The organism is Pseudomonas sp. 10S4, assembly GCF_034344865.1.
In the GTDB taxonomy this organism is placed as follows: domain Bacteria; phylum Pseudomonadota; class Gammaproteobacteria; order Pseudomonadales; family Pseudomonadaceae; genus Aquipseudomonas.
This window is the reverse complement of record NZ_CP133774.1, coordinates 1,041,812-1,062,674: the sequence shown is the minus strand read 5'-3', so window position 1 is coordinate 1,062,674 and position 20,863 is coordinate 1,041,812. Positions and strand designations below refer to the sequence as shown.

The following is a 20,863-nucleotide window of genomic DNA, read 5'->3' as shown; positions in this document are numbered from 1 at the left end:
TTTCTTATGCGTTGGTTGTTTCTGCTGTTACTTGTGCTCAATGTGTTTTATTACGTCTGGCATCAACAAGAGGCGCCCCTTCGTGCGAAGGATGTGACGCCTTTGAGCTTGTATCGAGGTTCTCAGCAGGACATTCGCCTGTTAAGTGAGACGACTGAATCCGCTCGAGATAAGGCAAAGCCCCTCCAGGGGGATACTGATTGTCTCTATGTCGGAGGCGTTGCTCGACAGGAGACAGCACAGGCTATCGAGCGCCGGTTGAGCGGTATGGATATAAGGGTTCAGTCCTTGCCAAAGGACTCCCCTGAATCAGGGGGATTTTGGCTTCGTGTTGCACCCGAAGGCCGGCGTTTACTGGATGACTCGAAACTGCAAAACCTTTCCAAAGAATTCAATGAGTTAAAACATAAAATAATGCAGTGCGAGGGGGTTGCACCCGTCGAATAGTTTGCATAGAATGGCGCCCGCTTCGCAGTGAACACCTTTAACGGTAAACAGTGCAAAAGCGGTGTCAACGCAGCTAACCTCAGGTTTTTAATGAGAAAATGCTTGACAGAAGGCTGGCATGATATAGAATGCCGGCTCGCTTAGGAGGGGTTCCCGAGCGGCCAAAGGGATCAGACTGTAAATCTGACGTCTACGACTTCGAAGGTTCGAATCCTTCCCCCTCCACCATTTTTAGCGAGAGCTGCAAGCTCCGCGGGTATAGTTTAGTGGTAGAACCTCAGCCTTCCAAGCTGATGATGCGGGTTCGATTCCCGCTACCCGCTCCAAGTTTGCAGGTCCTGCACAGTGTTACGCTCTTGTAGCTCAGTTGGTAGAGCACACCCTTGGTAAGGGTGAGGTCAGCGGTTCAAATCCGCTCAAGAGCTCCATATAACAAGGCAGATATGAAAATATCTGCCTTTGTTTTAATGGCTGATGTTACTTGCTCAATTCTTCTGCTGGGAGTTGCTTCGATGGCTAAGGAAAAGTTCGAACGTAATAAGCCGCACGTTAACGTAGGCACCATTGGTCACGTCGACCACGGTAAAACTACTTTGACCGCTGCGCTGACCCGTGTCTGCTCCGAGGTTTTCGGTTCGGCAAAGGTCGACTTCGACAAGATCGATAGCGCCCCAGAAGAAAAAGCTCGTGGTATCACCATCAACACCGCTCACGTTGAGTATGATTCGGCCGTGCGTCACTACGCACACGTTGACTGTCCAGGTCACGCCGACTACGTAAAAAACATGATTACCGGTGCTGCTCAGATGGATGGTGCGATTCTGGTTTGCTCGGCCGCTGATGGTCCGATGCCGCAAACTCGTGAGCACATCCTTTTGTCTCGCCAGGTTGGCGTTCCGTACATCGTTGTCTTCCTGAACAAGGCTGACATGGTTGATGATGCGGAGCTGCTAGAGCTGGTTGAGATGGAAGTGCGCGATCTGCTGAGCACTTATGATTTCCCAGGTGATGACACTCCGATCATCATTGGTTCTGCGCTGATGGCGTTGAACGGTCAAGACGACAACGAGATGGGCACGACTGCCGTCAAGAAGTTGGTTGAGACTCTGGATAGCTACATTCCGCAGCCTGAGCGTGCTATTGATAAGCCGTTCCTGATGCCGATCGAGGATGTTTTCTCGATCTCCGGTCGCGGTACTGTTGTGACTGGTCGTGTTGAGCGTGGCATTGTCCGCATTCAGGAAGAAGTTGAGATTGTTGGTCTTCGTGACACTGTCAAAACTACTTGTACTGGTGTTGAAATGTTCCGCAAGCTGCTCGACGAAGGTCGTGCTGGCGAGAACTGCGGTGTTTTGCTTCGTGGTACCAAGCGTGATGATGTTGAGCGTGGCCAGGTTTTGGTCAAGCCGGGTACTGTCAAGCCTCACACCAAGTTCACAGCAGAGGTTTATGTTCTGAGCAAGGAAGAGGGTGGTCGTCACACGCCATTCTTCAAGGGTTACCGTCCGCAGTTTTACTTCCGTACTACGGATGTGACTGGTAACTGTGAATTGCCAGAAGGTGTTGAGATGGTGATGCCGGGTGACAACGTTCAAATGACTGTCACCCTGATCAAAACCATCGCGATGGAAGATGGTCTTCGTTTCGCTATCCGTGAGGGCGGTCGTACCGTCGGCGCTGGTGTCGTAGCCAAAGTCATCGAGTAAATTGTTGTAATGTCTTTTTCGGGCCGGCATAATGGTCGGCCTGATTTTGTTTTAGGTCAGTAGCTCAATTGGCAGAGCGACGGTCTCCAAAACCGTAGGTTGGGGGTTCGATTCCCTCCTGACCTGCCAGATTCACTTGGTGTGTCTGGCTTTCTTTTCACAGGATCTTCATAGATGACTCCTAAAGCTGAAGCTCAAGGCTCTCGCTTCGATCTGCTCAAGTGGCTAGTAGTAGTCGCTTTGGTGGTTGTTGGCGTTGTTGGCAATCAGTATTACTCTGCTTCGCCGATCCTGTACCGCGTACTTGCTTTGCTCGCCATTGCTGCTGTAGCTGCCTTTGTAGGCCTGCAGACTGTCAAGGGCAAGTCTTTCTTTGTACTGGTTAAGGAAGCTCGCACCGAGATTCGTAAAGTCGTATGGCCAACTCGCCAAGAAACCACGCAGACCACGTTGATTGTTGTGGCTGTTGTTCTGGTTATGGCGTTGCTGTTGTGGGGGCTTGATTCCCTCCTCGGCTGGCTTGTTTCCTTGATTGTCGGCTAAGGGTGTCCCGTGGCTAAGCGTTGGTACGTTGTGCATGCTTACTCCGGTTACGAGAAGCATGTCATGCGCTCGTTGTTGGAGCGCGTAAAGCTGGCTGGCATGGAAGATGGCTTCGGCGAAATTCTGGTTCCCACTGAAGAAGTGGTTGAAATGCGTAATGGCCAGAAACGCAAAAGCGAGCGCAAGTTCTTCCCAGGTTACGTGCTGGTTCAGATGGACATGAATGAGGGGACTTGGCACTTGGTCAAGGATACTCCTCGGGTGATGGGTTTTATCGGCGGTACTGCTGATAAGCCAGCGCCAATCACAGATAAAGAGGCAGAAGCGATTCTGCGTCGTGTTGCTGATGGTAGCGACAAGCCGAAGCCGAAGACGCTCTTCGAGCCAGGTGAGTCGGTGCGTGTCAACGACGGACCGTTTGCTGATTTTACCGGCACGGTTGAAGAAGTTAACTACGAAAAGAGCCGGATCCAAGTGGCAGTGCTCATTTTCGGCCGCTCTACTCCGGTAGAGCTAGAGTTCAGCCAGGTCGAAAAGGTCTAGCCGAACAAGCATCCCAACCCCACAGCCCTAGGCTGTGGGGTTTTGTCGTCACTGGGATAAACGCGCAAGTAACCGGGGAGCCTTTCGAGGCGTTCGAACCCGTAATTGGAGTGCCTCATGGCCAAGAAGATTACCGCTTACATCAAGCTGCAAGTGAAGGCCGCTCAGGCTAACCCAAGCCCACCTGTTGGTCCTGCTCTGGGCCAGCACGGCGTGAACATCATGGAATTCTGCAAGGCATACAACGCCCGTACTCAGGGTATTGAAGCAGGTCTGCCGACTCCAGTGATCATCACTGTCTACAGCGACCGTAGCTTCACTTTCGAAACCAAATCCACGCCTGCTTCGGTTCTGCTGAAGAAAGCTGCTGGTCTGACTAGCGGTTCCGCTCGTCCGAACACCGTTAAGGTTGGCACCGTTACCCGTGCTCAGCTGGAAGAAATCGCGAAAACCAAAAACGCGGATCTGACTGCAGCTGATATGGACGCGGCCGTGCGTACTATCGCCGGTTCTGCTCGTAGCATGGGCCTTAACGTGGAGGGTGTGTAATGGCTAAGTTGACCAAGCGTCAAAAGGCTATCGCCGGCAAAATCGAAGCAGGCAAGTCCTACAACTTTGTAGACGCTGCTGCTCTGCTGGCTGAGTTGTCGACTGTCAAGTTCAGCGAGTCGTTTGACGTTGCTGTAAACCTGGGTGTTGACCCGCGTAAATCCGACCAGGTTGTTCGTAGCGCTACTGTGCTGCCACACGGCACTGGCAAGACTGTTCGCGTTGCTGTGTTCACCCAGGGTCCAGCTGCTGAGGCCGCTCTGGCTGCCGGCGCTGACCGTGTAGGTATGGACGACCTGGCTGCCGAAATGAAAGGCGGCGACCTGAACTATGACGTAGTTATCGCATCCCCGGATGCAATGCGCGTTGTGGGTCAGTTGGGTCAGATCCTCGGTCCACGTGGCCTGATGCCTAACCCTAAAGTCGGCACCGTAACCCCGGACGTAGCTACCGCGGTTAAAAACGCCAAGGCTGGTCAGGTTCGTTATCGCACCGACAAAAACGGCATCATTCACACCTCCGTTGGCAAAGTCGGCTTTGATGCCGTCAAGCTGAAGGAAAACGTTGAAGCGCTGATCTCTGATCTGAAGCGTATCAAGCCGGCTTCCTCGAAAGGCATTTATGTCAAGCGCATTACCCTGAGCACCACCATGGGCCCGGGCCTGGTCATCGACCAAGGTTCGCTGGAAGCGTAAGACAAAAATTGGCGCAAGCGATTGCGCCAATTGAAAAATTGGGGTCCCTGCCTGGCGGGGGCTATCCAAGACCGTAGGCGACGCAAGTCTTAAACCTCAAGCCTACGCAGATGGTGCTCCCGGTTCCTTACCGAATCAGACACCAAAACGACATCCGGCCCCGGTTGGATGAAACGGTAACAAGCAGGAGTTTTTCCCGTGGCAATTAAACTTGAAGACAAGAAGGCCATCGTCGCTGAAGTCAACAAGGCTGCCCAAGTTGCTCTGTCTGCTGTTGTGGCTGATGCCCGCGGCGTGACAGTAGGCGCTATGACCGGACTCCGTAAAGAGGCTCGTGAAGCTGGCGTTTACGTACGCGTTGTACGTAACACCCTGCTCAAGCGCGCCGTTGCTGGCACTCAATATGACGTGCTCAACGACGTGTTCACTGGCCCGACCTTGATTGCATTCTCCAAAGAACATCCGGGCGCTGCTGCCCGCATCTTCAAAGAGTTTGCCAAAGGTCAGGATAAGTTCGAGATCAAGGCAGCTGCGTTCGAGGGCAAGTTCCTCGCAGCTAACCAGATCGACGTACTGGCAAGCCTGCCGACCCGTGACGAAGCCATTTCCCAGCTGATGAGCGTGATTCAAGGCGCTACCAGCAAATTGGCTCGTACTCTGGCGGCTCTTCGCGACCAGAAAGAAGCTGCTGCAGCCTAAGGCTGAGCCACTCCTTTCAGCGTTTATTGTTTATTTCGATGGCCGCGTAGGCTGTCACCCCAATACAGGAATTTATAGTCATGTCTCTGACTAACGACCAAATCATCGAAGCAATCGGCGAAAAATCCGTTCTGGAAATCGTTGAGCTGATCAAGGCCATGGAAGAGAAGTTCGGCGTTTCCGCTGCCGCTGCTTCCGCTGGTCCAGCTGCTGTCGCTGCTGTTGTTGAAGAACAAACTGAATTCAACGTCATGCTGCTGGAAGCTGGCGAGAAGAAAGTTAACGTGATCAAGGCAGTACGTGAACTGACCGGTCTGGGCTTGAAAGAAGCCAAGGCTGTAGTTGACGGCGCTCCTGGCGTGGTTCTGGAAGCTGTTTCGAAAGACGCAGCTGACAAAGCCAAAGCCACTCTGGAAGAAGCAGGCGCTAAAGTCGAGCTGAAGTAAGCATCGACTTGCACCTCCAGCCCGAGCGTTAAGCGAAAGGCTGATGGCTGGTGGCTCTTGCCACCGGCCTTTTTCCGTTACTGGCAGCCGACTGGGTCGGTGCTGATAACGAGCTGTAACCACCCGATGCGGTGGAGCAAACCATGGGGTTTGCACGATTTTCTGGCTGCTCCCGTCGGGAGGGGCCAAACAAGCAGGTGACCAAGCTGGGGAACGCTGATGGCTTACTCATATACTGAGAAAAAACGTATCCGCAAGGACTTTAGCAAGTTGCCGGACGTCATGGATGTGCCGTACCTCCTGGCCATCCAGCTGGATTCGTATCGTGAATTCTTGCAAGCGGGAGCGACTAAAGATCAGTTCCGCGACGTGGGCCTGCATGCGGCCTTCAAATCCGTTTTCCCGATCATCAGCTACTCCGGCAATGCTGCGCTGGAGTACGTCGGTTATCGCTTGGGCGAGCCGGCATTTGATGTCAAAGAATGCGTATTGCGCGGTGTAACTTACGCCGTACCTTTGCGGGTAAAAGTGCGCCTGATCATTTTCGACAAAGAATCGTCGAACAAAGCGATCAAGGACATCAAAGAGCAAGAAGTCTACATGGGTGAAATCCCCCTGATGACTGAGAACGGTACCTTCGTAATCAACGGTACCGAGCGTGTAATCGTTTCCCAGTTGCACCGTTCCCCGGGCGTGTTCTTCGACCACGACCGTGGCAAGACGCACAGCTCCGGTAAACTGCTGTACTCCGCGCGCATCATTCCTTACCGCGGTTCGTGGTTGGACTTCGAGTTCGACCCGAAAGACTGCGTGTTCGTGCGTATCGACCGTCGTCGCAAGCTGCCTGCATCGGTACTGCTGCGCGCGCTCGGCTATACCACTGAAGAAGTGCTCGACGCGTTCTATACCACCAACGTATTCCACGTGCAGGGCGAAAGCATCAGCCTGGAATTGGTGCCTCAGCGCCTGCGTGGTGAAATTGCCGCTATCGATATCGTCGATGACAAGGGCAAGGTTATTGTCGAGCAGGGTCGTCGTATTACCGCTCGCCACATTAACCAGCTGGAAAAAGCCGGGATCAAAGAGCTGGTCATGCCTCTGGACTACGTCCTGGGTCGTACTACCGCCAAGGTCATCGTGCATCCGGCAACCGGCGAAATCCTGGCAGAGTGCAATACCGAGCTGAACACCGAGATCCTGGCAAAAATCGCCAAGTCCCAGGTTGTTCGTATCGAAACTCTGTACACCAACGATATCGACTGCGGTCCGTTCGTCTCCGACACTCTGAAGATCGACTCCACCAGCAACCAATTGGAAGCGCTGGTCGAGATCTATCGCATGATGCGTCCAGGCGAGCCGCCAACCAAAGACGCTGCCGAGACTCTGTTCAACAACCTGTTCTTCAGCCCTGAGCGCTATGACCTGTCTGCGGTCGGCCGGATGAAGTTCAACCGTCGTATCGGTCGTACCGAGATCGAAGGTTCGGGCGTGTTGTGCAAAGAAGACATCGTCGCGGTTCTGAAGACTCTGGTCGACATCCGTAACGGTAAAGGCATCGTCGATGACATCGACCACCTGGGTAACCGTCGTGTTCGCTGCGTAGGCGAAATGGCCGAGAACCAGTTCCGCGTTGGCCTGGTACGTGTTGAGCGTGCGGTCAAAGAGCGTCTGTCGATGGCTGAAAGCGAAGGCCTGATGCCGCAAGACCTGATCAACGCCAAGCCAGTGGCTGCGGCGGTGAAAGAGTTCTTCGGTTCCAGCCAGCTTTCCCAGTTCATGGACCAGAACAACCCGCTTGTCCGAGACTCACCCACAAGCGTCGTGTTTCTGCACTCGGCCCTGGCGGTTTGACTCGTGAGCGTGCTGGCTTTGAAGTTCGTGACGTACACCCGACTCGCACTACGGTCGTGTATGCCCGATTGAAACGCCGGAAGGTCCGAACATCGGTCTGATCAACTCGCTTGGCCGCCTATCGCGCGCACCAACGCAGTACGGCTTCCTCGAAAGCCCGTACCGTGTGGTGAAAGACGGCTCTGGTCACCGACGAGATCGTCTTCCTGTCCGCCATCGAAGAAGCTGATCACGTGATCGCTCAGGCTATCGGCCACGATGAACGACAAGAAGATGCTGATCGACGAACTCCGGTAGCTGTTCGTCACGTATGAAGGTGGCGAGTTCGACCGTCAAGGCGCCGCGAAGACGTCACCTTGATGGACGTATCGCCGAAGCCAGGTAGTTTCGGTTGCAGCGTCGCTGATCCCGTTCCTCGAGCACGACGATGCCAACCGCGCGTTGATGGGTGCGAACATGCAGCGTCAGGCTGTACCAACTCCTGCATGCGCTGACAAGCCCGCTGGTCGGTACCGGCATGGAGCGTAACGTAGCTCGTGACTCCGGCGTTTGCGTCGTGGCTCGTCGTGGCGGCGTGATCGACTCCGTTGATGCCAGCCGTATCGTGGTTCGTGTTGCTGATGATGAAGTTGAGACCGGTGAAGCTGGTGTCGACATCTACAACCTGACCAAATACACCCGCTCCAACCAGAACACCTGCATCAACCAGCGTCCGCTGGTGCGTAAAGGTGATCGGGTTCAGCGTAGCGACATCATGGCTGACGGTCCGTCCACCGATATGGGTGAGCTGGCACTGGGTCAGAACATGCGCATCGCGTTCATGGCCTGGAACGGTTACAACTTCGAAGACTCCATCTGCCTGTCGGAACGAGTTGTTCAAGAAGATCGCTTCACCACGATCCACATTCAGGAACTGACCTGTGTGGCACGTGACACCAAGCTTGGGCCAGAGGAAATCACTGCAGACATCCCGAACGTGGGTGAAGCTGCACTGAACAAGCTGGACGAAGCCGGTATCGTTTACGTAGGTGCTGAAGTTGGCGCAGGCGACATCCTGGTTGGTAAGGTCACTCCGAAAGGCGAGACCCAACTGACTCCGGAAGAGAAGCTGTTGCGTGCAATCTTCGGTGAAAAAGCCAGCGACGTTAAAGACACCTCCCTGCGTGTGCCTACCGGCACCAAGGGTACCGTCATCGACGTACAGGTCTTCACCCGCGACGGCGTTGAGCGTGATGCTCGTGCACTGTCGATCGAGAAGACTCAGCTCGACGAGATCCGCAAGGATCTGAACGAAGAGTTCCGTATCGTTGAAGGCGCAACTTTCGAACGTCTGCGTTCCGCCCTGGTCGGCCACAAAGCCGAAGGCGGCGCTGGTCTGAAGAAAGGTCAGGACATCACCGACGAAGTTCTCGACGGTCTTGAGCATGGTCAGTGGTTCAAACTGCGCATGGCTGAAGATGCTCTGAACGAGCAGCTCGAGAAGGCCCAGGCCTACATCGTTGATCGTCGCCGTCTGCTGGACGACAAGTTCGAAGACAAGAAGCGCAAGCTGCAGCAGGGCGATGACCTGGCTCCGGGCGTGCTGAAAATCGTCAAGGTTTACCTGGCAATCCGTCGCCGCATCCAGCCGGGCGACAAGATGGCCGGTCGTCACGGTAACAAAGGTGTGGTCTCCGTGATCATGCCGGTTGAAGACATGCCGCACGATGCCAATGGCACTCCGGTCGACGTCGTCCTCAACCCGTTGGGCGTACCTTCGCGTATGAACGTTGGTCAGATCCTTGAAACTCACCTCGGCCTCGCGGCTAAAGGTCTGGGCGAGAAGATCAACCGGATGATCGAAGAGCAGCGCAAAGTCGCTGAGCTTCGTAAATTCCTCGACGAGATCTACAACCAGATCGGCGGTCGTAACGAAGATCTGGATAGCTTCTCCGACCAGGAAATCCTGGATCTGGCGAAGAACCTGCGTGGCGGCGTTCCAATGGCCACTCCAGTGTTCGACGGCGCCAAGGAAAGCGAAATCAAGGCCATGCTGAAACTGGCAGACCTGCCAGAAAGCGGCCAGATGCAGCTGACCGACGGCCGTACCGGCAACAAGTTCGAGCGCCCGGTTACTGTTGGCTACATGTACATGCTGAAGCTGAACCACTTGGTAGACGACAAGATGCACGCTCGTTCTACCGGTTCGTACAGCCTGGTTACCCAGCAGCCGCTGGGTGGTAAGGCGCAGTTCGGTGGACAGCGATTCGGTGAGATGGAGGTCTGGGCACTCGAGGCATACGGTGCTGCTTACACTCTGCAAGAAATGCTCACAGTGAAGTCGGACGATGTGAACGGCCGGACCAAGATGTACAAAAACATCGTGGACGGCGATCACCGTATGGAGCCGGGCATGCCCGAGTCTTTCAACGTGTTGATCAAGGAAATTCGTTCCCTCGGCATCGATATCGATCTGGAAACCGAATAACACGTGACGCGAATCGAGAGCGGGGCAGGATTGCCCGCTCTCTGCTCCGCCAGGAGGAAAGGCCTTGAAAGACCTACTGAATTTGCTGAAAAACCAGGGTCAAGTCGAAGAGTTCGACGCCATCCGTATTGGATTGGCATCGCCTGAGATGATCCGTTCGTGGTCGTTCGGTGAAGTTAAAAAGCCGGAAACCATCAACTACCGTACGTTCAAACCTGAGCGTGACGGCCTGTTCTGCGCCAAGATCTTTGGCCCGGTAAAGGATTACGAGTGCCTGTGCGGTAAGTACAAGCGCTTGAAGCACCGTGGTGTGATCTGCGAGAAGTGCGGCGTTGAAGTCGCGCTGGCAAAAGTTCGTCGTGAGCGCATGGCGCACATCGAACTGGCCTCGCCAGTTGCCCACATCTGGTTCCTGAAATCGCTGCCGTCGCGTATCGGCTTGCTGATGGACATGACCCTGCGTGATATCGAACGCGTTCTCTACTTCGAGAGCTATGTCGTTATCGATCCAGGCATGACCACCCTTGAAAAAGGTCAGCTGCTGAACGACGAGCAGTACTTCGAAGCGCTGGAAGAGTTTGGCGACGATTTCGATGCCCGCATGGGTGCCGAAGCTGTCCGTGAACTGCTGCACGCTATCGATCTGGAACACGAGATTGGCCGTCTGCGTGAAGAAATTCCGCAAACCAACTCCGAAACCAAAATCAAGAAGCTGTCCAAGCGTCTGAAGTTGATGGAAGCCTTCCAGGGTTCCGGCAACCTTCCAGAATGGATGGTGCTGACCGTTCTGCCGGTTCTGCCGCCAGATCTGCGTCCACTGGTCCCGCTGGATGGCGGTCGCTTCGCGACTTCCGACCTCAACGATCTGTATCGTCGAGTGATCAACCGTAACAACCGCTTGAAGCGTCTGCTCGATCTGTCCGCTCCGGACATCATCGTGCGTAACGAAAAGCGTATGTTGCAGGAAGCCGTCGATGCGCTGCTCGACAACGGTCGTCGTGGCCGCGCTATCACTGGTTCCAACAAGCGTCCTCTGAAATCCCTGGCTGACATGATCAAGGGTAAGCAAGGTCGTTTCCGTCAGAACTTGCTCGGTAAGCGTGTTGACTACTCCGGCCGTTCGGTCATCGTCGTCGGCCCGCAGCTCAACGTCTGCACCAGTGTGGTCTGCCCAAGCAGATGGCACTCGAGCTGTTCAAGCCGTTCATTTTCGGCAAGCTGGAAATGCGTGGTCTCGCTACCACCATCAAAGCTGCCAAGAAGATGGTTGAGCGCGAGCTGCCGGAAGTTTGGGACGTTCTCGCTGAAGTGATCCGTGAACACCCGGTTCTCCTCAACCGTGCACCGACCCTTCACCGTCTGGGTATCCAGGCGTTTGAACCAGTACTGATCGAAGGTAAAGCTATCCAGCTGCACCCGTTGGTCTGTGCTGCGTACAACGCCGACTTCGACGGCGACCAAATGGCCGTGCACGTACCGCTGACACTGGAAGCCCAGTTGGAAGCGCGTGCGTTGATGATGTCGACCAACAACATTCTGTCGCCAGCCAACGGTGAGCCAATCATCGTTCCGTCGCAGGACGTTGTATTGGGTCTGTACTACATGACTCGTGAAGCGATCAACGCCAAGGGCGAAGGTCGTGTGTTCGCGGATCTGCAAGAAGTTGACCGTGTGTTCCGTGCCGGCGAAGCCGCACTGCACGCTAAAGTCAAAGTGCGGATCAACGAAACCGTTAACGATCGTGATGGCGGCAGCGTCAAGAACACCCGTATCGTCGACACCACTGTCGGCCGTGCGTTGTTGTTCCAGGTTGTTCCACCTGGCCTGTCGTACGATGTCGTCAACCAGCCGATGAAGAAAAAGGCGATCTCCAAGCTGATCAACCAGTGCTACCGCGTGGTTGGTTTGAAAGAGACCGTGATCTTCGCTGACCAGTTGATGTACACCGGTTTTGCCTATTCGACCATTTCCGGCGTTTCCATCGGCGTTAACGACTTCGTTATCCCGGATGAAAAAGCCCGCATCATCAGTGCTGCCACTGATGAAGTGAAAGAGATCGAAAGTCAGTACGCCTCCGGCCTGGTAACCCAGGGCGAGAAGTACAACAAAGTGATCGACCTTTGGTCCAAGGCGAACGACGAAGTTTCCAAGGCGATGATGGCCAACCTCTCGAAAGAGAAAGTCATCGACCGTCATGGCGTCGAAGTCGACCAAGAATCTTTCAACTCGATGTACATGATGGCCGACTCGGGCGCACGGGGTTCTGCTGCGCAGATCCGTCAGCTCGCCGGTATGCGTGGCCTGATGGCCAAGCCGGACGGTTCCATCATCGAAACGCCGATTACTGCGAACTTCCGTGAAGGTTTGAGCGTACTTCAGTACTTCATCTCCACTCACGGTGCTCGTAAAGGTTTGGCGGATACCGCGTTGAAAACTGCGAACTCCGGTTACCTGACTCGTCGTCTGGTAGACGTGGCGCAGGATCTGGTTGTGACCGAGATCGATTGCGGCACCGAACATGGCCTGGTAATGACTCCGCACATTGAAGGCGGTGACGTTGTTGAGCCGTTGGGTGAGCGCGTATTGGGTCGTGTTATTGCCCGTGACGTGTACAAGCCAGGTACCGAAGAAATCATCGTTCCTGCTGGTACTCTGGTAGACGAGAAGTGGGTCGAGTTCATCGAGCTGAACAGCATCGATGAAGTGATCGTGCGTTCGCCGATCAGCTGTGAAACCCGCTACGGCATTTGCGCCAAGTGCTACGGCCGTGATTTGGCTCGTGGTCACCAGGTGAACATCGGTGAAGCGGTCGGCGTTATCGCTGCCCAGTCCATCGGTGAGCCGGGTACCCAGCTGACCATGCGTACGTTCCACATCGGTGGTGCGGCAAGCCGGACCTCTGCTGCTGACAGCGTTCAGGTGAAGAATGGCGGTACCGTCCGTCTGCACAACCTGAAGCACGTTGAGCGAGTGGATGGTTGCCTGGTTGCTGTGTCCCGTTCCGGTGAGCTGGCAATCGCTGATGACTTCGGTCGTGAGCGCGAGCGTTACAAGCTGCCGTACGGTGCTGTGATTTCGGTTAAAGAAGGTGACAAGGTCGACGCTGGCGCAATCGTGGCCAAGTGGGATCCGCACACTCACCCAATCGTTACCGAAATGAAAGGTACCGTGACCTACGTGGGCATGGAAGAAGGCATCACGATCAAGCGTCAGACTGACGAATTGACCGGTATGACCAACATTGAAGTACTCGACGCCAAAGACCGTCCAGCTGCCGGTAAAGACATTCGTCCAGCCGTTAAGATGGTCGGTGTCGATGGCAAGGATCTGCTGCTGCCAGGTACCGACGTACCGGCCCAGTACTTCCTGCCGGCTAACGCCCTGGTTGGTGTAGCGGATGGTGTGCAGGTTGCGATCGGTGATGTTATCGCCCGTATCCCGCAAGAAACTTCGAAAACTCGCGACATCACCGGTGGTCTGCCGCGTGTTGCCGACTTGTTCGAAGCCCGTCGTCCGAAAGAGGCCTCGATTCTGGCTGAAGTCAGCGGCACCATCGCGTTCGGTAAAGAGACCAAAGGCAAGCGCCGTCTGGTCATTACCCCGAACGACGGTAGCGATCCGTACGAAGAGCTGATTCCGAAGTGGCGTCACCTGAACGTCTTCGAAGGCGAACAGGTAAACCGCGGCGAAGTTATCTCCGACGGCCCAAGCGATCCACACGACATCCTGCGACTGCTGGGTGTGAGTGCGTTGGCCAAGTACATCGTGAACGAGATCCAGGACGTTTATCGTCTGCAAGGCGTGAAGATCAACGATAAGCACATCGAGACCATCCTGCGTCAGATGCTGCGTAAAGTTGAAATCGCTGAATCCGGCGATTCCACTTTCATCAAGGGCGACCAGATGGAATTGACTCACGTTCTGGTAGAAAACGAGCGTCTGGCGGGCGACGAGAAATTCGTTTCCAAGTTCACTCGCGTGCTGTTGGGTATCACCAAGGCGTCCCTGGCGACCGAGTCCTGGCATCTCGGCCGCTTCCTTCCAGGAAACCACCCGGGTACTCACCCAGGCGGCGGTAACCGGCAAGCGCGATTACCTGCGCGGCCTGAAAGAAAACGTAGTCGTGGGTCGTCTGATCCCGGCGGGTACCGGTCTGGCTTATCACAGCGAGCGCAAGCGTCGCCGTGAAGCTGACAAACCGTTGCGCGTAAGCGCCAGTGAAGTGGAAGCTGCACTGACCGAAGCATTGAACTCGAGCGGTAACTGAGTTCTGTAGTAAATAAGCGTGGGGCCCCGGCCGCTCCGTTCATCGAATCGAGACAATTTGTCGAGGTTGGATGAGCGGAGAGGTCGGGGCCTTGCCTTGACTGGGGACAAGATCCTCTTTAGACTCTTGTACCCCTAAATTTGGCGGGAATTCGTTCCTGCCATTTTGCTTTTCTTGCAAGACAATAGCGTCGCAAGACAACAGTGGAGCTAGTAGATGGCAACTATCAACCAGCTGGTACGTCAGCCGCGTAAGCGTATCGTCGAGAAATCCGACGTGCCTGCGCTGCAGAACTGCCCGCAACGTCGTGGCGTATGCACCCGTGTGTATACCACCACGCCGAAAAAACCTAACTCGGCACTGCGTAAAGTATGCCGTGTGCGTCTGACCAACGGTTTCGAGGTTTCCTCGTACATCGGCGGTGAAGGCCACAACCTGCAAGAGCACAGCGTGGTACTGATCCGCGGCGGTCGTGTAAAAGACTTGCCAGGTGTTCGTTACCACACCGTACGCGGTTCTTTGGATACTTCCGGCGTTAAAGGTCGTAACCAGGGTCGTTCGAAGTACGGTACCAAGAAGCCTAAGTAGTAGCGGCTTTTTGTAAAAACTGATTTTCTATTTTTCTGAGTCGATAAGAGTAAGGTCGGAGGCGTCCCGAAAGGGGACCGATTCCGAGCGAACCTGAAGACCGTTTGAGGGCTTATCCATGCCAAGAAGACGCGTAGCAGCCAAGCGCGAAGTGCTTGACGATCCAAAATACGGAAGCCAAATCCTGGCCAAGTTCATGAACCACGTTATGGAAAGCGGCAAGAAAGCCGTTGCCGAACGTATCGTTTATGGCGCGCTGGAAAAGGTTAAAGAACGCAAGAACAGCGATCCCCTGGAAATCTTCGAGAAAGCTCTCGACGCCATCGCTCCGCTGGTCGAAGTGAAGTCGCGCCGTGTAGGTGGTGCTACTTACCAGGTTCCGGTCGAAGTTCGCCCGTCCCGTCGTAACGCCCTGGCAATGCGCTGGTTGGTAGACTTCGCCCGCAAGCGCGGCGAGAAGTCTATGGCTCTGCGTTTGGCTGGCGAGCTGTTGGATGCTGCTGAAGGTAAAGGTGCTGCAGTTAAGAAGCGTGAAGACGTGCACCGTATGGCTGAAGCCAACAAGGCTTTCTCGCACTACCGCTTCTAATTTTAGCGTCACTAATTTTGCGAGGGCTTTATGGCTCGTACTACACCGATTAACCGCTACCGTAACATTGGTATCGTTGCTCACGTGGATGCTGGTAAAACCACCACCACCGAGCGCGTTCCTTTTTACACTGGCAAAAGCCACAAGATGGGCGAGGTGCATGACGGCGCCGCGACCACCGACTGGATGGTGCAGGAGCAGGAGCGTGGTATTACCATTACTTCTGCTGCTATTACCACCTTCTGGCAGGGTTCCGAGAAGCAGTACGCTGATAAGTACCGCTTCAACGTCATCGATACCCCGGGCCACGTTGACTTCACTATTGAAGTTGAGCGTTCCCTGCGCGTACTCGACGGCGCTGTCGTTGTGTTCTGCGGCACTTCGGGTGTTGAGCCTCAGTCGGAAACCGTATGGCGTCAAGCCAACAAGTACGGCGTTCCACGTCTTGTTTACGTTAACAAGATGGACCGTGCTGGTGCGAACTTCCTGCGCGTGATCGGTCAGATCAAGCAGCGTCTGGGTCACACCCCGGTGCCAATCCAGTTGGCAATCGGTTCCGAAGACAACTTCCAGGGTCAGATCGATCTGATCAACATGGAAGCTGTTTACTGGAACGATGCTGACAAGGGCACTGTTCCACGTCGCGAAGCTATTCCTGCAGAGCTGCTGGAATTGGCTGAAGAGTGGCGTGACAACATGGTTCAGGCTGCAGCCGAAGCCAGCGAAGAGCTGATGGACAAGTACCTGGAGGGTGAGGAAATCACCATCCCGGAAATCAAGGCCGCTCTGCGTCAGCGTACCATCGCTGGTGAGATCGTCTTGGCTGTCTGCGGTTCTTCCTTCAAGAACAAGGGTGTTCCCCTGGTTCTCGACGCTGTTATCGACTTCCTGCCGGCCCCAGTCGACATTCCTGCCATCAAGGGTACTGACCCGGATGACGAGACTATCGAATTGGAGCGTCATGCAGACGACAGCGAGCCGTTCTCGGCTCTGGCGTTCAAGATCGCTACTGACCCATTCGTGGGTACTTTGACCTTCGTTCGAGTTTACTCGGGCGTGTTGAGCTCCGGCGACGGCGTGATCAACTCGGTTAAAGGCAAGAAAGAGCGCGTGGGTCGTATGGTGCAAATGCACGCAAACGCCCGTGAAGAAATCAAGGAAGTGCGCGCTGGCGACATCGCGGCCTTGATCGGCATGAAGGACGTCACCACAGGTGAAACTTTGTGCACCGCTGACAAGCCAATCATTCTGGTTCGTATGGACTTCCCGGAGCCGGTTATCTCGGTTGCCGTTGAGCCTAAGACCAAGGATGACCAGGAAAAAATGGGTATCGCTCTGGGCAAGCTTGCTCAGGAAGATCCATCTTTCCGCGTTAAGACTGATGAAGAGACTGGTCAAACGATCATCTCCGGCATGGGCGAGCTGCACCTGGACATCCTGGTTGACCGGATGCGCCGTGAGTTCAACGTCGAAGCCAACATCGGTAAGCCTCAGGTTTCCTATCGTGAGCGCATCACGAAGAACTGCGAAATCGAAGGTAAGTTCGTTCGTCAATCCGGCGGTCGTGGCCAGTTCGGTCACTGCTGGATTCGTTTTGCTCCTGCTGACGAAGGTCAGGAAGGTCTGCAATTCGTGAACGAAGTAGTGGGTGGTGTGGTTCCTAAGGAATACATCCCGGCTATCCAGAAGGGTATCGAAGAGCAGATGAAGAACGGTGTTGTTGCCGGCTATCCGCTGATCGGCCTGAAGGCTACCGTTTTTGATGGTTCTTACCACGACGTCGACTCCAACGAGATGGCGTTCAAGGTGGCTGCTTCCATGGCGACCAAGCAACTGGCCCAGAAGGGCGGTGGTGAGTTGCTTGAGCCGATCATGGCGGTAGAGGTTGTTACGCCTGAAGACTATATGGGTGACGTGATGGGCGACCTTAACCGTCGTCGCGGCATGATCCTGGGTATGGAAGATACGGTTTCCGGCAAAGTGATTCGTGCCGAGGTTCCGTTGGGTGAGATGTTCGGTTATGCGACCGACGTCCGTTCCATGTCCCAAGGTCGCGCAAGCTACTCTATGGAATTCAAAAATACAATACAGCTCCGTCGCATATCGTCGAAACTGTTACCAAAAAACAAGGCTGATTCAGCCCTTTAGGCAAGGAGTTAATTGTCGTGGCTAAAGAAAAATTTGTACGTGATCTCCCGCACGTTAACGTTGGCACCATCGGTCACGTTGACCACGGAAAGACCACGCTGACTGCAGCGATCTGACTCAAGCGTCCTTGCTCCGACACGTTCCCGGTTCCAAGACCAACGTTCAGCTGCGACTTCGCGTACGATCGACTCGCGCTCCGGAAGAAACGCCAGCGCGGCATCACGATCAACATCTCCCATGTTGAGTACGAGACTCGAAAAGCCGTCACTATGCGCACGTCGACGCACCGGGCCACGCTGACTACATCAAGAACATGATCACCGGTGCCGCACAGATGGACGGCGCGATTCTCGTTGTCGCCGCTGATGGTCCGATGCCGCAAACTCGTGAGCACATCCTGTTGTCCCGTCAGGTTGGCGTTCCGTACATCGTTGTCTTCCTGAACAAGGCTGACATGGTTGACGACGCTGAGCTGCTGGAACTGGTTGAGATGGAAGTGCGCGATCTGCTGAGCACTTACGACTTCCCGGGCGACGACACTCCGATCATCATCGGTTCGGCTCTGATGGCTCTGAACGGCCAAGACGACAACGAAATGGGCACCACTGCCGTTCGTAAGCTGGTTGAGACTCTGGACAGCTACATCCCAGATCCAGTTCGTGTTATCGACAAGCCGTTCCTGATGCCAATCGAAGACGTATTCTCGATCTCCGGTCGCGGTACTGTTGTAACTGGCCGTATCGAGCGCGGTATCGTCAAGGTTCAGGATTCGCTGGAAATCGTTGGCCTGCGTGACACTGTTGTCACCACCTGCACCGGCGTTGAAATGTTCCGTAAGCTGCTCGACGAAGGTCGTGCTGGCGAGAACTGCGGCGTGCTGCTGCGCGGCACCAAGCGTGACGACGTTGAGCGTGGCCAGGTTCTGGTCAAGCCAGGTTCGGTTAAGCCGCACACTACCTTCGAAGCTGAAGTGTACGTGTTGAGCAAAGAAGAAGGCGGTCGCCACACTCCGTTCTTCAAAGGCTACCGTCCACAGTTCTACTTCCGGACCACTGACGTGACCGGTAACTGCGAACTGCCGGAAGGCGTTGAAATGGTAATGCCAGGCGACAACATCAAAATGGTTGTCACCCTGATCAAAACCATCGCAATGGAAGATGGTCTGCGTTTCGCTATTCGTGAAGGCGGTCGTACCGTCGGCGCTGGCGTCGTAGCCAAAATCATCGCTTAATAAGTGATGACTTGAAAAAGCCCCCGCCTAGCGGGGGCTTTTTTATTGGGTTGACACTGTAGAAACCCGTCTATAGAATTGCGCCTCCTTTTAACGGGCGTATTGCGCTCGCTGGGAATAGCAGCCGGAGTCTGAAATCCAATGCAAAATCAGCAAATCCGTATCAGGTTGAAGGCTTTTGACCATCGCCTGATCGACCAATCCACCCAGGAAATCGTGGAAACCGCGAAACGTACTGGTGCTCAAGTGCGTGGTCCAATTCCACTGCCTACCCGTAAAGAGCGGTTCACCGTTCTGGTCTCCCCGCACGTCAACAAAGACGCGCGCGACCAGTACGAGATCCGTACTCATAAGCGCGTTCTGGACATCGTCCAGCCAACGGATAAAACCGTTGATGCTCTTATGAAGCTTGATCTTGCGGCCGGTGTGGAAGTGCAGATCAGCCTCGGCTAAGACTCGGTCTTAGTCGTGTAACGCTCTGAAATGGGCGGCCATAGCGGGTGAAAGCCCCGTACACTCATGAGGTTTACAACATGACTATTGGTGTAGTCGGTCGTAAATGCGGTATGACCCGTATTTTCACCGAAGAAGGTGTCTCCATTCCGGTCACGGTCATTGAGATCGAACCGAATCGCGTCACCCAGTTCAAAACTGAAGAGACCGATGGCTATCGTGCAGTGCAAGTCACTGTAGGCGAGCGTCGTGCTTCGCGTGTTACAGCTGCTCAAGCTGGCCACTTCGCTAAAGCGAACGTTGCCGCTGGTCGTACCGTAATGGAATTCCGTCTTGAAGAAGGCGAGTACCAGGCCGGCGATCTGATCAACGCTGAAATCTTCGCCGCTGGTCAACTGGTTGATGTAACCGGTCAGTCCAAGGGTAAAGGCTTCCAGGGTACGATCAAGCGTTGGAACTTCCGCGGGCAAGATAATACCCACGGTAACTCCGTGTCCCACCGCGTTCCAGGCTCTATCGGCCAGTGCCAGACTCCTGGTCGTGTATTCAAGGGCAAAAAAATGTCCGGTCATATGGGCGCTGAGCGCGTGACCGTGCAGTCCCTGGAAGTAGTGCGCGTGGACGCTGAACGCAATCTGTTGTTGGTCAAGGGTGCTGTTCCTGGCGCTACTGGCGGCAACTTGGTTGTACGTCCAGCAGCCAAGGCTCGCGGTTAAGGGGAAGCTGACATGCAATTAAATGTAAATGACGCTCAAGCGATCGAAGTTTCCGAACTGACATTTGGCGGCGAATTCAACGAGACGCTGGTTCACCAAGCAGTCGTGGCCTACATGGCCGGCGGCCGTCAAGGTAGCAAGCAGCAAAAGACCCGTTCCGACGTTCGTGGTGGCGGTAAGCGCCCTTGGCGTCAGAAAGGTACTGGCCGTGCTCGTGCCGGTACTATCCGTAGCCCAATCTGGCGTGGCGGCGGTACCACTTTCGCAGCTCGTCCTCAGGATCACACCCAGAAGCTGAACAAGAAGATGTATCGCGCAGCAATGCGTTCCATCCTTGCTGAGCTGGTGCGTACTGATCGTCTGGTTGTGGTTCAGGACTTCGCTGTTGATGCACCGAAGACCAAAGATCTGCTGAACAAACTGACTGGCATGGGCCTGACTGACGTCTTGATCGTGTCTGAAGTGGTTGATCAGAACCTGTACCTGGCTGCTCGTAACCTGCCACACGTTGATGTGCGTGACGTTCAAGGTTCCGATCCAGTTAGTCTGATCGCATACGACAAGGTGTTGATCACCGTGTCGGCCGTGAAGAAATTCGAGGAGCTGCTGGGATGAACCAGGAACGCGTATTTAAAGTTCTGCTTGGCCCGCACGTTTCCGAAAAGGCTACGGTTCTGGCTGACAAGAAAGGCCAGTTCGTTTTCAAGGTTGCAACTGACGCAACCAAGCTGGAAATCAAGAAGGCCGTCGAAAGCCTGTTCAGCGTGAAAGTAGAGCGTGTTACTACCCTGAATGTTCTGGGTAAGAGCAAGCGCACTGCTCGCGGTCTGGGCAAGCGTAATGACTGGAAGAAGGCAGTTATCTCCCTTCAGCCAGGCCAAGATCTCGATTTCAGCAGCAGTGCTGAGTAAGGAAGGGGTGCATC

The 20,863-nt window shown here is 54.7% G+C and carries 14 protein-coding genes, 4 tRNA genes and 5 pseudogenes; all 23 read left to right on the top strand.

Annotated features, from left to right (window positions below; genetic code table 11):
• Window positions 1–6: 6 nt before the first annotated feature.
• The 23 genes and pseudogenes from RHM58_RS05050 to rplW all read left to right on the top strand — a co-directional run bounded on the left by RHM58_RS05050 (window position 7) and on the right by rplW (window position 20,849).
• On the top strand, window positions 7–447 hold the full coding sequence (locus tag RHM58_RS05050; RefSeq protein WP_201255365.1) for a hypothetical protein: 441 nt from the start codon (window positions 7–9) through the stop codon (window positions 445–447).
• A 143-nt stretch (window positions 448–590) separates the two neighbouring features.
• A tRNA-Tyr gene (locus RHM58_RS05045) sits at window positions 591–675 on the top strand.
• 24 nt (window positions 676–699) lie between these two features.
• Window positions 700–773, top strand: a tRNA-Gly gene (locus RHM58_RS05040).
• Between the two features lie 26 nt (window positions 774–799).
• Window positions 800–875 (top strand) — tRNA-Thr (locus RHM58_RS05035).
• Window positions 876–959: 84 nt separating this feature from the next.
• Window positions 960–2,153, top strand: a complete 1,194-nt coding sequence (gene tuf, locus RHM58_RS05030; RefSeq protein WP_007896619.1) for an elongation factor Tu — start codon at window positions 960–962, stop codon at window positions 2,151–2,153.
• Window positions 2,154–2,206: 53 nt separating this feature from the next.
• A tRNA-Trp gene (locus tag RHM58_RS05025) sits at window positions 2,207–2,282 on the top strand.
• A gap of 45 nt (window positions 2,283–2,327) precedes the next feature.
• Window positions 2,328–2,696, top strand: coding sequence for a preprotein translocase subunit SecE (secE, locus tag RHM58_RS05020; protein ID WP_008145488.1), 369 nt, complete (start codon window positions 2,328–2,330; stop codon window positions 2,694–2,696).
• A 9-nt stretch (window positions 2,697–2,705) separates the two neighbouring features.
• Window positions 2,706–3,239 carry a transcription termination/antitermination protein NusG gene (nusG, locus tag RHM58_RS05015; RefSeq protein WP_054052239.1) on the top strand — a complete coding sequence of 178 codons (534 nt, stop codon included), beginning with the start codon at window positions 2,706–2,708 and terminating at the stop codon, window positions 3,237–3,239.
• A 117-nt stretch (window positions 3,240–3,356) separates the two neighbouring features.
• Entirely contained in the window at window positions 3,357–3,788 is a 432-nt protein-coding gene (gene rplK, locus RHM58_RS05010) for a 50S ribosomal protein L11 (RefSeq protein ID WP_322269785.1), read from the top strand.
• Window positions 3,788–4,483, top strand: coding sequence for a 50S ribosomal protein L1 (gene rplA / locus RHM58_RS05005; protein WP_128872506.1), 696 nt, complete (start codon window positions 3,788–3,790; stop codon window positions 4,481–4,483). Before rplK ends, rplA begins: the two co-directional genes overlap by 1 nt.
• A gap of 198 nt (window positions 4,484–4,681) precedes the next feature.
• The gene (rplJ, locus tag RHM58_RS05000) at window positions 4,682–5,182 is read left to right on the top strand and encodes a 50S ribosomal protein L10 (RefSeq protein WP_010467255.1); all 501 of its coding nucleotides are present in this window, start codon (window positions 4,682–4,684) and stop codon (window positions 5,180–5,182) included.
• 80 nt (window positions 5,183–5,262) lie between these two features.
• On the top strand, window positions 5,263–5,628 hold the full coding sequence (gene rplL / locus RHM58_RS04995) for a 50S ribosomal protein L7/L12 (protein WP_008145490.1): 366 nt from the start codon (window positions 5,263–5,265) through the stop codon (window positions 5,626–5,628).
• A gap of 219 nt (window positions 5,629–5,847) precedes the next feature.
• A pseudogene (rpoB, locus tag RHM58_RS04990) lies at window positions 5,848–9,946 on the top strand (DNA-directed RNA polymerase subunit beta).
• 64 nt (window positions 9,947–10,010) lie between these two features.
• Window positions 10,011–14,213 (top strand): annotated as a pseudogene (rpoC, locus tag RHM58_RS04985) (DNA-directed RNA polymerase subunit beta').
• A gap of 216 nt (window positions 14,214–14,429) precedes the next feature.
• Window positions 14,430–14,801 carry a 30S ribosomal protein S12 gene (gene rpsL, locus RHM58_RS04980; protein ID WP_002555494.1) on the top strand — a complete coding sequence of 124 codons (372 nt, stop codon included), beginning with the start codon at window positions 14,430–14,432 and terminating at the stop codon, window positions 14,799–14,801.
• Between the two features lie 118 nt (window positions 14,802–14,919).
• On the top strand, window positions 14,920–15,390 hold the full coding sequence (gene rpsG, locus RHM58_RS04975) for a 30S ribosomal protein S7 (protein ID WP_002555493.1): 471 nt from the start codon (window positions 14,920–14,922) through the stop codon (window positions 15,388–15,390).
• Between the two features lie 30 nt (window positions 15,391–15,420).
• A pseudogene (fusA, locus tag RHM58_RS04970) lies at window positions 15,421–17,525 on the top strand (elongation factor G).
• 30 nt (window positions 17,526–17,555) lie between these two features.
• A pseudogene (locus tag RHM58_RS33925) lies at window positions 17,556–17,648 on the top strand (GTP-binding protein); the annotation flags it as partial.
• Between the two features lie 99 nt (window positions 17,649–17,747).
• Window positions 17,748–18,769: pseudogene (gene tuf / locus RHM58_RS04965) on the top strand (elongation factor Tu); the annotation flags it as partial.
• 141 nt (window positions 18,770–18,910) lie between these two features.
• Window positions 18,911–19,222 (top strand): 30S ribosomal protein S10, encoded by a 312-nt coding sequence (gene rpsJ, locus RHM58_RS04960; RefSeq protein WP_003186070.1) that lies wholly within the window; start codon window positions 18,911–18,913, stop codon window positions 19,220–19,222.
• Between the two features lie 80 nt (window positions 19,223–19,302).
• Window positions 19,303–19,938 (top strand): 50S ribosomal protein L3, encoded by a 636-nt coding sequence (gene rplC, locus RHM58_RS04955; RefSeq protein WP_003186059.1) that lies wholly within the window; start codon window positions 19,303–19,305, stop codon window positions 19,936–19,938.
• A 12-nt stretch (window positions 19,939–19,950) separates the two neighbouring features.
• Window positions 19,951–20,553 carry a 50S ribosomal protein L4 gene (gene rplD / locus RHM58_RS04950; protein WP_007896707.1) on the top strand — a complete coding sequence of 201 codons (603 nt, stop codon included), beginning with the start codon at window positions 19,951–19,953 and terminating at the stop codon, window positions 20,551–20,553.
• Entirely contained in the window at window positions 20,550–20,849 is a 300-nt protein-coding gene (gene rplW / locus RHM58_RS04945; protein WP_002555488.1) for a 50S ribosomal protein L23, read from the top strand. Before rplD ends, rplW begins: the two co-directional genes overlap by 4 nt.
• Window positions 20,850–20,863: the final 14 nt, after the last annotated feature.

Bases quoted from the DNA above. Each gene is read 5' to 3' on its own strand.
- RHM58_RS05050 (WP_201255365.1), top strand. From the start codon at position 7: ATGCGTTGGTTGTTTCTGCTGTTACTTGTGCTCAATGTGTTTTATTAC.
- tuf (WP_007896619.1), top strand. From the start codon at position 960: ATGGCTAAGGAAAAGTTCGAACGTAATAAGCCGCACGTTAACGTAGGC.
- secE (WP_008145488.1), top strand. From the start codon at position 2,328: ATGACTCCTAAAGCTGAAGCTCAAGGCTCTCGCTTCGATCTGCTCAAG.
- rplK (WP_322269785.1), top strand. From the start codon at position 3,357: ATGGCCAAGAAGATTACCGCTTACATCAAGCTGCAAGTGAAGGCCGCT.
- rplA (WP_128872506.1), top strand. From the start codon at position 3,788: ATGGCTAAGTTGACCAAGCGTCAAAAGGCTATCGCCGGCAAAATCGAA.
- rplL (WP_008145490.1), top strand. From the start codon at position 5,263: ATGTCTCTGACTAACGACCAAATCATCGAAGCAATCGGCGAAAAATCC.
- rpsL (WP_002555494.1), top strand. From the start codon at position 14,430: ATGGCAACTATCAACCAGCTGGTACGTCAGCCGCGTAAGCGTATCGTC.
- rpsG (WP_002555493.1), top strand. From the start codon at position 14,920: ATGCCAAGAAGACGCGTAGCAGCCAAGCGCGAAGTGCTTGACGATCCA.
- rpsJ (WP_003186070.1), top strand. From the start codon at position 18,911: ATGCAAAATCAGCAAATCCGTATCAGGTTGAAGGCTTTTGACCATCGC.
- rplC (WP_003186059.1), top strand. From the start codon at position 19,303: ATGACTATTGGTGTAGTCGGTCGTAAATGCGGTATGACCCGTATTTTC.
- rplD (WP_007896707.1), top strand. From the start codon at position 19,951: ATGCAATTAAATGTAAATGACGCTCAAGCGATCGAAGTTTCCGAACTG.
- rplW (WP_002555488.1), top strand. From the start codon at position 20,550: ATGAACCAGGAACGCGTATTTAAAGTTCTGCTTGGCCCGCACGTTTCC.